This window comes from Flavimaricola marinus, assembly GCF_900184895.1.
GTDB lineage: Bacteria > Pseudomonadota > Alphaproteobacteria > Rhodobacterales > Rhodobacteraceae > Flavimaricola > Flavimaricola marinus.
This window is the reverse complement of record NZ_FXZK01000007.1, coordinates 86196-99092: the sequence shown is the minus strand read 5'-3', so window position 1 is coordinate 99092 and position 12897 is coordinate 86196. Positions and strand designations below refer to the sequence as shown.

Annotated in this window: 13 protein-coding genes; 5 read left to right on the top strand and 8 right to left on the bottom strand. The window is 62.6% G+C overall.

Features of this window, described 5'->3' with window-relative positions; translation table 11 throughout:
• Window positions 1-80: 80 nt before the first annotated feature.
• The 6 genes from LOM8899_RS16345 to LOM8899_RS16320 form a co-directional block, all read right to left on the bottom strand.
• On the bottom strand, window positions 81-1139 hold the full coding sequence (locus LOM8899_RS16345) for a TRAP transporter substrate-binding protein (RefSeq protein ID WP_093993318.1): 1059 nt from the start codon (window positions 1137-1139) through the stop codon (window positions 81-83).
• Window positions 1140-1169: 30 nt separating this feature from the next.
• Window positions 1170-2660 carry a TRAP transporter large permease gene (locus LOM8899_RS16340; protein WP_093993317.1) on the bottom strand — a complete coding sequence of 497 codons (1491 nt, stop codon included), beginning with the start codon at window positions 2658-2660 and terminating at the stop codon, window positions 1170-1172.
• Window positions 2660-3259 (bottom strand): TRAP transporter small permease, encoded by a 600-nt coding sequence (locus LOM8899_RS16335; protein ID WP_093993316.1) that lies wholly within the window; start codon window positions 3257-3259, stop codon window positions 2660-2662. The genes LOM8899_RS16340 and LOM8899_RS16335 overlap by 1 nt, the downstream gene beginning before the upstream one ends.
• 89 nt (window positions 3260-3348) lie before the next feature.
• Window positions 3349-3867, bottom strand: a complete 519-nt coding sequence (locus tag LOM8899_RS16330; protein ID WP_245820582.1) for a flavin reductase family protein — start codon at window positions 3865-3867, stop codon at window positions 3349-3351.
• Window positions 3864-4757 (bottom strand): aldo/keto reductase, encoded by an 894-nt coding sequence (locus tag LOM8899_RS16325; RefSeq protein ID WP_093993315.1) that lies wholly within the window; start codon window positions 4755-4757, stop codon window positions 3864-3866. Before LOM8899_RS16325 ends, LOM8899_RS16330 begins: the two co-directional genes overlap by 4 nt.
• Complete coding sequence (locus LOM8899_RS16320) at window positions 4757-5914, bottom strand: LLM class flavin-dependent oxidoreductase (RefSeq protein WP_093993314.1); 1158 nt, start codon at window positions 5912-5914, stop codon at window positions 4757-4759. Before LOM8899_RS16320 ends, LOM8899_RS16325 begins: the two co-directional genes overlap by 1 nt.
• Before the next feature lie 101 nt (window positions 5915-6015).
• Here LOM8899_RS16320 and LOM8899_RS16315 point away from each other — a divergent pair, with 101 nt between their 5' ends.
• Window positions 6016-6738, top strand: coding sequence for a GntR family transcriptional regulator (locus LOM8899_RS16315; protein WP_245820581.1), 723 nt, complete (start codon window positions 6016-6018; stop codon window positions 6736-6738).
• 38 nt (window positions 6739-6776) lie between these two features.
• Window positions 6777-7832 (top strand): Gfo/Idh/MocA family protein, encoded by a 1056-nt coding sequence (locus tag LOM8899_RS16310; protein WP_370739376.1) that lies wholly within the window; start codon window positions 6777-6779, stop codon window positions 7830-7832.
• Here the strand turns inward: LOM8899_RS16310 and LOM8899_RS16305 are convergent.
• A complete protein-coding gene (locus tag LOM8899_RS16305) occupies window positions 7829-8422 on the bottom strand; it encodes a cupin domain-containing protein (protein WP_093993398.1) in 594 nt (197 codons plus the stop codon). The two genes, LOM8899_RS16310 and LOM8899_RS16305, sit on opposite strands and share 4 nt — an antisense overlap.
• 180 nt (window positions 8423-8602) lie before the next feature.
• On the opposite strand from LOM8899_RS16305, the gene LOM8899_RS16300 reads away from it, so the two are divergent.
• From LOM8899_RS16300 to LOM8899_RS16290, 3 genes are all read left to right on the top strand, one after another.
• Window positions 8603-9880: a 4-aminobutyrate--2-oxoglutarate transaminase gene (locus tag LOM8899_RS16300; protein ID WP_093993397.1), complete on the top strand. Its 1278-nt coding sequence runs from the start codon at window positions 8603-8605 to the stop codon at window positions 9878-9880.
• Between the two features lie 221 nt (window positions 9881-10101).
• Window positions 10102-10848: an SDR family oxidoreductase gene (locus tag LOM8899_RS16295; protein ID WP_093993312.1), complete on the top strand. Its 747-nt coding sequence runs from the start codon at window positions 10102-10104 to the stop codon at window positions 10846-10848.
• 37 nt (window positions 10849-10885) lie between these two features.
• Entirely contained in the window at window positions 10886-11908 is a 1023-nt protein-coding gene (locus tag LOM8899_RS16290; RefSeq protein WP_168770571.1) for an AbrB family transcriptional regulator, read from the top strand.
• 67 nt (window positions 11909-11975) lie between these two features.
• On the opposite strand, the gene LOM8899_RS16285 is transcribed toward LOM8899_RS16290, so the two are convergent.
• Window positions 11976-12869, bottom strand: a complete 894-nt coding sequence (locus tag LOM8899_RS16285; protein ID WP_093993396.1) for a LysR family transcriptional regulator — start codon at window positions 12867-12869, stop codon at window positions 11976-11978.
• Window positions 12870-12897 lie beyond the last annotated feature (28 nt).

Below are 12897 nucleotides of genomic sequence, written 5' to 3'. Positions count from 1 at the left end.
AAGCCATTGAAAAAATTCTCAAAAACAATGGAGATGCAGTCCGGGGCAGCGTATGCTGCCCCGGGATATTCATGCACGATTTAGTTCAGATCCGCCGCGTATTCTGCGGCGAGCTCTGCTTCTACTTCAGCAACGGCCTCTTGCAGGGCTGCAAGGGCGACATCGCCACCATCCACTGTAGAAGTGAACCACTCGTAAACCGGAGCGGCCGCGGCTGCGAATGCGGCTTTCTCTTCCGGCGAAGGCACGTAGAGGTCACCGCCACCGGCGACGAATTCCTCATAAGCGGCGATGGATTTGCGCTTTGGCGAGGCGAAGGTGGCCTGCTGAAGCTGGTAGAACCCGTCGACGATGATCCGGCGCTGGGCTTCGTCCATCCCCATGAACCGCTCGTTCGACATCCACCAGAACGCCCCCATATAGGCGTGACCGTCCAGCGTGAGATACTGCAGGCCCGCGTCGGGGAACTTCATGTTCATGATGTCGGTGATGCCGTTGGCTGTGCCTTCCACGACGCCGGTTTGCAGCGAGGTGAACAGCTCCGGCCACGGGATCGGGGTCGGGGATGCGCCCAAGGCGCGGGTCAGCTCTTGTGGCAGGTCGGCCGGCACGGTCCGCAGCTTGAGCCCGGCCAGATCCTCGGGCGACGTCACCCGCCGCTCGGTGTTGGCAAAGGACCGCCAGCCGCCGGTGTTGCCGATGGTCATCAGACGCACGGTGTCGCCCGATGTTTCGAGCGCCATGTCCCGCATGGTGCGGGTGAAATCGCCCGACAGCACGGCCTCGGCCACGCGGTCATCGCTCATCAGATAGGGCAGGTCGAGCACCTGAATGTAGGGGAAGATCGACGCGGCACCGCCCGAGGTGGAGATATAGATGTCGATGGAGCCTTCGGAGACGCCTTCGATGCATTCTTCACCGGTCGAGCACAGCTGTGTGCCGATGAACAGCTCAACGGCGATGTCGCCGTTGGAGGCGGCTTCGACGTAGTTCTTGAACACGACGAGACCGTCGTAGTCTTCGTCCTGATCGTTGGAGTTGGCCGTGGCCCGCAGCGTGATCGACTGGGCCGAGACGGCCATGGCCGAACCGGCCAGAAGTGTTGCCGCGAGGAGCGACGTGGTGAGACCTTTAAGCATGTGTAACCTCCCTTGCTATGTTGGTCTTGGTCATTGGACGAACCCGGTCAGACGCGGGATCGTCATCGAGATTGCGGGGAAATAGGTGATCAGGAAGATCACCAGAATTTCCACCAGAAGAAACGGCATGATGGCCTTTGCAATCGTTTCCACCTTTTCGCCGCTCACCCCTGCGGCGACGAAGAGCACGAGCCCCATCGGCGGTGTGGCCAGCCCGACGGTCAGGTTGACCGACATGATCATCGCGAAGTGGACCGGATGCACCCCCAGTTCCACGAAGATCGGGCCCAAAATCGGCCCGAGGATGATGATAGCCGGCCCCGCGTCAAGGAACATGCCCACGATGAACAACAGGACGTTGATCAGGAACAGCAGGATCAGCGGGTTGTTCGACAGGCCGAGGATCATGTCCGTCAGGATTTCAGGCGCATGTGACAAGGACACGACGGTCTTGAACGCGACCGCTGCCCCCACGAGCAGCAGCACGGCAGATGTCCCCAAGGCGGCCCGTCCGAGCACTTGCCAGAGGTCGGCCAGCGTCATGGACCGCAGCACGAAAAAGGCGATGATGAGTGCATAGGCGACAGCGACGGCGGAGGCTTCTGTGGGCGTAGAGACGCCGATCAGGATGCCGCCGAGGATAATGATCGGCGTTTGCAGCGGTGCGACGGCCTTTTTGCAGATGATCCGGAAGTCGTGATCGACCCGGCTGCGCAGCCACATCATCATGAAATGCGCCACCGGCAGCATGATGAGGAAGACGATCCAATGGCTGGTTTCGCCCAGCGAGATCGGGGTCAACCCTTCGACCAGCAGCGAGGCGCCGTAGAGCAGGGCGGCGATGTTGATCCGCACCAAAACAAGGCTGACCCAATGCTCCAGCCCGCTCATGGTCTGGCCGCGATGCACGATCCGTTCGGCCTTGGGCAGGTCGTATTTGTCGGCCAAGAGCCGCACCGCGAGCATCAGCCCCAGCCCCATCAGAACCCCCGGCACGATCCCTGCAAGGAACAGCGCCGCGACGCTTTCGCCCATGACGTAGGCGTAGATGATCATGATGCCCGAGGGCGGGATGATCGGCCCGATCACCGACGACGCCGCTGTGATCGCAGCGGCAAAGCGCCTTGTGTAGCCGTTCTTTTCCATCGCCGGGATCAGCGTCCCGCCGAGCGCGCTGACGTCGGCCACCGCAGAGCCGGACATCCCCGCGAACAGGAAGGACGACAGGATGTTCACATGCGCCAGGCCGCCGCGCAGGTGCCCCATGATCGCTTGGGAGAACTCCACCAGCCGGGTGGTGATGCCGCCCCGATTCATGACTTCGCCCGCCAGCATGAAGAACGGCAGCGCCATCAGCGGGAAGCTGTCCATGCCGGTATAGACGTTGCGGTAAAGCACGGCGATGTCGCGTTCCTGGCCGCTGAGGATCAGCAAAGCGCCGGGCGCGGCCAACAGGGCGAAGAACACCGGCAGGCCGATCATGATCATCACGAGGAAGACAGGCAGGAACCAGACCAGCATCAATCGGCCCTCGCCACGTTGGGGTCGGTCAGATCGGATAGCCGGTCACCGCCGCCCAAGAGCGTGATGACCTGCCGCAGCATCAATTCGATGTTCACGAGGATGAGCAACGCGACCCCGGTTGCTAGCCCGGCGTAGACCCAGGAGTTCTTGAACCTGATCGCCTCCCAGCCTTCGCCCAGATAGTTGAGCGGGATGCGCAGGGACGGGCTGTTCCCTCGGCCCGAGAGCGAGAAGACGTGGTTATTGATCCCCTTGTCGAGCATCACGATCAACACCCAGAGCGACAGAGCCAGAAGCGCCAGTGACAACAGTCCGCTCAGAAGCCGGGGCAGGGCCCGTTCGAGCATGTCGATCGCGACAAAGCCGCCCCTCCGGTAGGCCAGCGGCGCCATCAGCCCGGTCATCCACAGCATCCCGAAGCGGGCGCCTTCCTCTGTCCAGGCAGGTGCGTCGTTCAGCACGTATCGAAAGAAGACCTGCCCGAGGATCAGGCACACCATGATGACCAACGCCAGAATGGCGATGACCCGGCACACCGCCAGGATACCGTTGTTCAGCCGCTCCAGAGGCCACAAGACCCCGAACAGGACCGCCATGGCGGTGTCTCCTCCCTATGACCGGGGCTTGCGCCGCCGGCGTCGCTTTGGTGGCTGGGGGTCTTGGATGCCCCCTGCGCCGGTCGAGCCTAGCTATGCCCTTTGAATGCGCCGTATTTGCCTGCGTGGAACACCAACGGGTCTCCTCCCCCGTGGTGCGCCCGGATAACCCGGCCAATGACGATGACGTGGTCGCCGGCATCGTGCGTCGCCTCGAGGCTGCATTCAAAGCAGGCCGAGACGCCGTTGATCAGCGGCACTCCGGATGGCGACGTGACCCAGTCCAATCCGGTAAACGCTGTTTTGGATTTGGTGAACGCCTCGCAGATGTTCATTTGCGCGGCCGACAGCACATGAATGGCGAAGCGCTGGGCGGCACCGAAATGCTCGAACCGATGCGACGCCTTGGCTGGCGACCAGAGCACCAGCGGCGGGTCCAGCGACACCGAAGCGAAGCTGTTGGCGGTGATCCCAACCGGTCCGTCCGCGCTGTCCGTCGTCACGATGGTGACGCCGGTGGCAAAGGCCCCGAGCGCGTCGCGGAAGGCCCGTGTGTCGGCTTCGGGTGAAAACGGTGTGCCGGGTGTCAGCAATATGTCATCCATCATGCAACCTCATGGCCGAGCGCGGCCTCATAGAGCGAAAACCATGTGGACCGGTCCATCTGGACCTTGAACGCGTCGCTCAACGTTGCGATCCGGGACAGGGTATTGGTGCCCATGACGGGCAGGATACCCGCAGGATGCGCCAACAGCCATGCCACCGCAACAGCCGCCGCATCCGTGCCGTTGGCCTCGCCCACGGACCGTAGCAGCGTCGTCAGTCCGGGACGCGCCTCTGCCATCAGCGACCCGCCCGCCAGGGGCGACCACGCCATGATCGGTTTGCGCTGTTCGTGCAGGAAAGCCACATCGCCGTTTGTCAGCGGCTCATGACAGCCAAGGCTTAGCTCGATCTGATTGGTTGCCAGTTGTGTGCCCATCCGGCTTTGCAGGAGCGAACAATCCCAGGGCCGGAAGTTCGACACCCCGACGGCGCGGACTTTGCCATTCGCGACGAGGTCGTCCAGCGTGCGCCCGGTTTCGTCCGGGTCAATGAGCGGATCGGGGCGGTGGATCAACAGAAGGTCGATCTTGTCGATCCCCATCAGCCGCAGGGACGCGTCGACCGATGCCTCGATATGGGCGCGGCTTGTGTCGTAATGCTTAACCGTTGCGCCCGCATGCCGACCGGCGCCGACCACGATATCGCATTTCGTCACGATCTCGATCTGGTCCTTGAGCGCGGGGGCGGCTTTGAGCGCGGCACCGAGGATCTCTTCGGCCATGTAGCCGCCATAGATGTCGGCCTGATCCATCGTGGTCATGCCCTGCGCGAGACATGCCTCGATTTTCGCCTGCACATGTCCGGGGCTGGTGTCTGGATCGTCGCCCAGCCGCCACATGCCGTAAACCATGCGGCTGAAATCGAGGTCTGGGGTGATTTTGACGCGATCCATCAACGGCGCTCTCCTGTGCCCAAGGGCGTTGCGGGCGTCGTGCTGGGCACGCGACCATATTCATGCGGCAGTGAGCAGGTCTTGAGCTGAGGCATGACCCGGCTGCCGAAGTGTTCGGCCTCATCGATATGAGGATAGCCCGAGAAAATGAAGGCACGAATGCCCATTTTGCGGTACTCCTCGATCTCGGACAAGACCTGATCGGTCGACCCGACGATCGCCGCCCCGCAGCCGGACCGCGCCCGTCCGATGCCCGTCCACAGGTGCCGCTCGACATAGCCGAATTGATCGGCCAACTCGCGCGTCCGGGCCTGATGCGACACCCCCAGAGAGATCGCGTCGTGACTGCGTTCGCGGATCAGGCGGCCCAACTCGTCGTCGAGCTTGCTGACGAGGCTTTCGGCGTATTCGCGGGCCTCGGCCTCGGTGTCACGCACCACGACGTGCACCCGAAGCCCGTAGTCCAGCGTGCGCCCGTGGGCGGCGGCCCGTTCGTTCACGGCACGCATCCGCTCGGCCAACTGTTCTTTGGGCTCTGGCCACATCAGGTAGACGTCACATTGCGCGCCGCAAAGTTCGAGCGCGTCCGGCGAATAGCCGCCGAAATAGAGCAGGGGCCCACCGTTTTGCTGGTAGGGGACTGCGGGGGCGGTGCTGACCCCATCGAATTTGTAGAATTGCCCGTCGTAGTCCACTGTCTCGCGCGTCCAGCATTGACGCAGGATCTCGACGACCTCGTGGCTGCGGCGGTAGCGCAGGGCGCTGTCGGCCTTCTCCCCCGGAAAATCCGAGGAGATGACGTTGAGCGTCAGCCGCCCTTTCATCATATGGTCGATGGCGGCCACCGTCCGCGCCAGCATCAGCGGGTGCAACTCGCCGCACCGGATGGCGGCAAGCATGTTGATCTTTTCCGTCAATGGCGCGCAGCCCGACACGAAGGTGAGCACGTCCTGCCCGACCTGATAGGAGGAGGGGCACAATACGTTGCGAAACCCTTGGGCCTCGGCGGTCTTGACGATGTTGCTGCAATGCTCCCACGTCGGCTTGAGTGCGCTTTCCGGCACGCCGAGATAGCGATAATCATCGCCGCAGAGAGCCGAGAACCAAGAGACTTCGCTTGCGTCGAGATCGGCGCTTGTCACCGGAACGATGGTCATTGATTCCCCCCAACTGGCCCCCGCTATTGGCACTTGCGTAGCATCTCTGATCTGGTGCATCAATCATATATCAATTTCGCGTATCGCTAGGGGGGCGAAGCGTGCCCGACATTATCGCCAAGAGCGCCGCACTGCCGAAATACGTCCGGATCAGTGAGCGACTGATCCGGGAAATCGCGGCAGGCCACCTTGCCGACGGCGCGCGACTGCCGCCCGAGCGGGAGATGGCGGTCGATCTCGGCACCTCGGTCGGCACGCTTCGCAAAGCCTTGGCCGACCTCGAGGCGAAGGGCCTTTTGCTACGGATCCAGGGCAGCGGCAATTATGTGCGCCAGCAGCCCGAGACCGCATCGGTCTATGCTTTCTTGCGCCTCGAACGTGCGCAGGGCGGCGGATTGCCCACCGCCGACGTGCTGACGGTCGATCGGATGCCGAAACCGGATGGTGCGCCCGATTTCGGCCGCTCGGACGAGGCGCATCGCATCCGCAGATTGCGCAGGCTGGACGGCGAGGTGGTCGCTCTGGAGGAGATTTGGCTGGATGGTGGGCAGGTGCGACGGATCAAGGCCGATGATCTGTCGGAGTCTCTGTATCTGTATTACCGCGACAAGCTGGGGCTCGTGATCGCACGGGTCGAGGATCGCGTCGGTGTCGAGCAGGTGCCGGAGTGGACGGATCCTCGGTTCGGGCCGCGTGCCGGGGACTGGGCAGGCTTTGTCGAGCGGGTCAGTTGGTCGGAATCCGGTCATCGGGTCGAGTACTCGCGGACTTGGTTCGATAAGGACAAGTCTCGCTACATATCGCGCATGGGAAAGGGCGTTTGACGTTGAAAAAGGTAAGCTACGGATTGGTCGGCTGCGGGATGATGGGCCAAGAGCACATCCGCAACATTGCGCTGTTGCCGGGGGCGGAGATCGTCGGCGTCTACGATCCTGTCGCCGAATTGGCCGAATACGCCGCCAAGATGTGTGGCGGTGCCAAGGTCGCGGCCAGTCTGGCAGAGTTGCTTGAGATGCCGGAGCTGGACGCGCTCGTGGTCGTCAGCCCCAACCATATCCACGTGCCGCAGTTCCGCGAGATCGCGTCGCGCCGCGCCTTGCCCATGTTGATGGAAAAACCGCTCTATACCGACCCGGACGACGCAGGCTTCATCGCGTCCATGGCGACTGACTATCCGGCGCCCGTGTGGGTGGCGATGGAATATCGCTACATGCCCCCGGTGGCTGCATTGATCGAGGAAGCAGACGCCGCCACCGGTGGCATCAAGATGCTGTCCATTCGTGAACACCGGTTTCCGTTCCTGCCCAAGATCGGGGAGTGGAACAGGTTCAATGCGCAGACCGGCGGAACCCTCGTGGAGAAGTGCTGCCACTTCTTCGATCTGATGCGGTTGATCTTGGGCAGCGACCCGGTGCGCGTGATGGCGAGCGCCGGGCAGGCGGTCAATCACAAGTCGGAGACGATCCGCGGCCGGACCCCGGATATCTGGGATCATGGCTATGTGCTTCTCGATTTCGCAAACGGAGCGCGGGCGATGCTGGAACTGTGCATGTTTGCCGAGGGCAGTCGCTATCAGGAAGAAATCAGCGCCGTCGGCCCCGATGGCAAGATCGAGTGCTTTGTCCCGGGACCGGGGCGGTTCTGGTCGGCAGAGCTTGGCCCGGCGCCGACCCCGCGCCTGATCGTCAGCCCGCGCAGCCCGAAGGGGCCAATCGAGCGCGCCATTCCCGTCGACCCGGACCTGCTGGAAGCCGGCGATCACAATGGTTCGACCTTCTACCAGCACCAGCGCTTCAACGCGGTGGTTCGTGGCGAAGGGGCCGTGGAGGTGACGCTGCACGACGGTGCCATGGCGGTGGCAATCGGCCTTGCTGCACAGCGGTCTGCCGAGACGGGCCAGGCGGTGCCGATTGGCTAGAATGTGGGTGGGGTGCAGGCGCTGACGATCACGCAGCGGGTCTTGCCCACATTGCGGAACCGGTGCGGCAGACGGCTGTCGAACAGATAGCTGTCGCCGGCCTGCAGCGTCTCGGTCCGGTTGTCGACCTCGAGCACGATTTCGCCCTCGATCACGTAGCCGCCTTCTTCGCCGTCGTGGGCGTAGGTCTCCGGTCCGGTATCGGCCCCCGGCTCGTAGGTTTCATAGAGCATCAGCAGCTTGTGGTCGCGCCCTGTCCCGATCCGTTTGAGGGACACGGCGGCAAGCCCCTGTTCGGTTCCTTCGTGAAACACGCGCGCCGGGTTGATCTCTCTCAATGCGCTGGCGCGGAAGACGAAGGTCTTCTCGGTGTTGTCTTGGTTGCTCTCTTCGGTTTCGAAGAAATCCGCCAGGCTCAGGCCAAAGACGGACAGGATCTTCTTGAGCGAGGAGATCGACGGGCTCGTCTTGTTGGATTCGATCATCGAGATCAAACCATTCGTCACGCCGGACTGATCGGCCAGCCGGCGCTGCGAAAGACCCAATGATTTCCGAATGCTCTTTAGTCTTGCGCCAACGTCAAAGTCCATGGGCTCCCCCGCAGGATCGCCTTCAGTCAGGCGCTCTTCCTTGTCAGGCAAATCACCACCTGTCGCAACCTTATCGGATAACCTGACGAATTTTTGCAACGCGATACCGGACGATATTGAACAATCATTTCGTGCCGTTTAATATATTGAAATATTCTCCAATACTCAATGGAATCGCAAATGAAAAATGCACAGATCATGGTGCGTCGTGATGACGCCATCTGTCGCGGTGTCGGGGTTCAAACGCCTGTTTTCGCTGAGAAAGCATTGAATTCCGAAATCTGGGATGTCGAGGGCAACCGCTATATCGACTTTGCCGCGGGCATTGCGGTGGTCAACACCGGCCATTGTCATCCGCGCATCATTGACGCGATCCAGACCCAGTTGCAGGCGTTTACACATACCTGCCATCAGGTCGTGCCATACGAGAACTACGTCGCTCTGGCCGAGCGCCTGAACGATCTGGTACCGGGCGACGATCCGAAAAAGACCGTTTTCGTGACGACAGGGGCCGAAGCGGTCGAAAACGCCATCAAGGTGGCGCGCGCCCATACCGGCCGCAATGCCGTCATCGCCTTTGGCGGCGCCTTTCACGGCCGCACATTCATGGGCATGGCGCTGACCGGCAAGGTGGCGCCCTACAAGCAGAAATTCGGCTCCATGATGCCGGATGTCTATCACATCCCGTTCCCCATCGATTTGCACGGCGTGTCGACTGAGGATGCCATGGCGGCGCTGAACAAGCTGTTCAAGGCCGACCTCGATCCCGAGCGCGTGGCCGCGATCATTTTCGAACCGGTGCAGGGCGAGGGCGGTTTCTATGTGGCGCCGCCGGAGTTGGTCTCTGGCATTCGCAAGATCTGTGACGAGCATGGCATCGTGATGATCGCAGACGAGATCCAGACCGGCTTTGCCCGGACCGGACATGTGTTTGCGATGGAGCAATACGACGTCACCGCCGATCTGATCACGATGGCCAAGGGGCTGGCAGGCGGCGTTCCGCTTGCTGCCGTTGTCGGCCGGGCCGAGATCATGGATGCCGCCAATCCGGGCGGTCTGGGTGGCACATATGGCGGCAACCCGTTGGGCATCGCCGCCGCGTTGGCCGTTCTCGATGTGATCGAGGAAGAGGGCCTGTGCGACCGCGCAAATGCGCTAGGTTCGCGCCTCAAGCAGCGTCTTGAAGCGATCCGCTCCGTGACCCCGGAGATCGTGGATATTCGCGGCCCCGGTTTCATGGTGGCCGTCGAATTCAACACCACCGACGGTAAAGCGCCATCGCCGGACTTTGCCGCACGCGTGCGCGTCGAGGCGCTCAAGCGCAACCTGATCCTGCTCACCTGCGGTGTGTATGGCAACGTGATCCGTTTCCTCGCACCGATCACGATTCAGGACGAGGTTTTCGCGGAAGCCCTAGACATCCTCGAGGACTCCGTCGCCGCGGCGCGAGAGGCCTGATCTCTGGCAAACCGGCAAGGCCCCGGCAGGTCCGATCTCAGATCGGAACCGACTGCCGGGGCCTTGGGCGCATGATCGGGCATCCGGTCTCAACCGTTGGACTTGATTTGGGAATTCGCGGCGCTGGTTGCGTCGCGGATTGATGAATCCCGTTTTGTGTGGGCAAATGCACGCAAAGCGGCGCATTCCCTTGCGTCGGAAGCCGAAGGGAGACCAATTTCATGCAAAAACAAGGCCGGTTGGCGGGGAAACGGGCGCTGATCACGGCGGCGGCTCAAGGGATCGGGCGCGCCAGTGCCGAGATGTTTGCAGCCGAAGGCGCCGAGGTGATTGCAACCGATATCAACGAAGCTGCCCTCGCCGAGGTGGGAGAGATCCCAGGCATTCGTGCCGTCAAGCTCGACGTGACCGACCCGGAGGCAACCGCGGCCCTTGTGGCGGAGATCGGCCCGATCAACGTGTTGTTCAATTGCGCCGGGGTCGTGGCCAACGGCTCGATCCTCGAATGCTCTGATGAAGACTGGGACTTCAGCTTCAACCTGAACGTCACAGCGATGTTTCGGCTGATCAAATTGACCCTGCCGGAGATGTTGAAGAACGGCGGTGGCTCGATCATCAACATGTCGTCCGTCGCCTCGTCGATCAAAGGCGTGCCGAACAGGTTTGCCTATTGCGCCTCCAAGGCGGCGGTGATCGGGCTGACCAAATCTGTCGCGGCGGACTATGTTCAGCAGGGCATCCGCTGCAACGCGATCTGCCCCGGCACCGTGGACAGCCCGTCCATGCATGGCCGTTTGCGCGCGACCGGCGATTATGAAGCCGCACTTGCCGCATTCATCGCGCGCCAGCCGATGGGGCGGATCGGAACCGCCGAGGAGATCGCCTCGCTTGCGCTGTATCTGGCCAGCGACGAAAGCGGTTTCACGACCGGTCAGGCGCATGCCATCGACGGTGGCTGGTCGGTCTGACCGGCAGGCCGTCGCAGCGGGAGGGCAGGGTTTGCCCATGATGAGCGCAAAACACGTGGGCTGGACGTTGCTTGCGGGCGCCGTGGGGGCCTCGGCATTCACCGCGCTGGGCGTTCCGGCGGGGTCGCTCATCGGCGCGAGCCTTGCGGTCGCCCTCTTGGGTGCCATTGCAGGGATCGGACAGATGCCCGAACGCCTGCGGGATCTGGCCTTCGTTGTAATCGGCCTATCGCTGGGCGGGGGCATCGACACCCGCTTTGGCGAGCAGGTCGCGGAGTGGGCGCTGAGCCTCGGTTTCCTGGTCGTCTCGCTTGCGGCGACGCTCGCGCTGGGCGCGTGGGTGCTGAGCCGACTGTTCGGCTTTGACCGCCAGACTGCGGTTCTGGCGACCTGTCCCGGCACGATGTCGAACGTGATTGCGCTGGGCATCGAAGGCAGGGGCGACGTGACGGCCATCATGACGTTGCAGGTGCTTCGTCTGCTGGTGCTCGTCACGCTTGTGCCGCCGGTTGCAAGCTATCTCGAGGCCAGCCCTGTCGATCTGCCTGTGCGGGACTTCATGGGGCTTGGCCCGCTCGCCGTGCTGATGCTCGCCGCATATGCCGTGGGCCTTTTTGGACAAAGGATCGGTGTGCCTGCAGCTTGCCTGCTGGCAGGGCTGTTGCTGAGCGGTTCGGCCCATGCAACCGGTGTCATTCACGGAGCGGTGCCGGATTGGGTCGTCTTTGCGGGGTTCGCCTTGACGGGGGCGACGCTCGGCACCCGCATCACAAAGGTGGGCCTTCGGTCGCTGTCGCTCTTTCTGCGGGCGGGCAGTGCGTTGATGGTCGTGACGCTGTCGGTTTCGCTGATCTTTGCCTATGTGACCGCTTCCGTATCGGGCCTGCCATTGGCGGAGGTCTGGATCGCCTTCGCTCCCGGCGGCGTAGAGGCGATGGCAGCGATCGGACTGTCGCTCGGTTATGATCCCGCCTTCGTGGCGTTGCACCACTTCGTCCGTATTCTGGCGCTGGTGCTGCTTTTGCCATTGGCGCTGGGCCGCAAGCGGGGCGGCGCGTAGTAGGCATTGTCCGCGGGTCATCGGTCCGGCCGGAAGCTGCGTGATCCCAGACTGGTCTGCCGCGCGGTCATGTCGGCCGGTTCGCTTCCTGCAATCGCCGGAGCAGCGGCGCGAGCAGGGGGTTCGGGAATTTCCGCGAGATCGTGACGGCTTGGAAACTTTCGGTCAGGCCGGCGAGATGATCGACCTCTTTCAACATCCCCGAAGCCAATTCGTTCTTGACCACGATCGGCGGCAGGACGGCGAGGCCGACGTCCTCGCGCACGAGCAGCCGCATCATCGCCATGTCGTCGACTTCGGCGGCCAGCATCGGCGTGATACCGAGCTTGGCGCAGAGCGTGTCGAAGCCGACCCGGACCGGGCTGTCCTTGGTGGGCACGATGATCGGGTTCGACTGTAACAGGTCGGGCAGGGAGAGCGGTGCGCCAAGTCGCGCGGGTGTGCCGATCACGCTTACCGGCTGTTCGGAGAGTGGATGGACGTTGAAGGCCGTCATCGCATCCGGAGCGGGCGCCCGGTTGGTGAGAACCACGTCGAGACTGAGCGTCTCCAGCCCTTGCAGAAGCTCGACAGATGTTCCCGACCGCAGCACAAGCTCCACGTCGGGCTTGCCGAGTAGCGGCCTCAGAAATTCGATCTGAAAGTTGCGCGACAGAGTGGCCAGAGCGCCGACCCGAAGCACCTGTCGCGGGCTGCCCATCTGCTTGAGCGTGGCGAGCATCTCTTGCCCCGCGCCGAAGATCGTATCGGCATAATCGAGCGTGATCCGACCCGCTTCGGTCAGATGCAGCTGCCGCCCCCGGCGCTCGAACACGGCATGGCCGAGCCTGTCTTCGAGTTTGCGAATCTGGACCGAGACGGCCGATTGCGACAAGTTCAGCCGCGACGCCGTGCGGGTGAGGTTCCCGTCGTGGGCGACTTCCCAGAAGTATCGCAGATGATTGAGGTTGAGGTCCGACATATCGTTCACTTTAAGTGAACGTCATGTT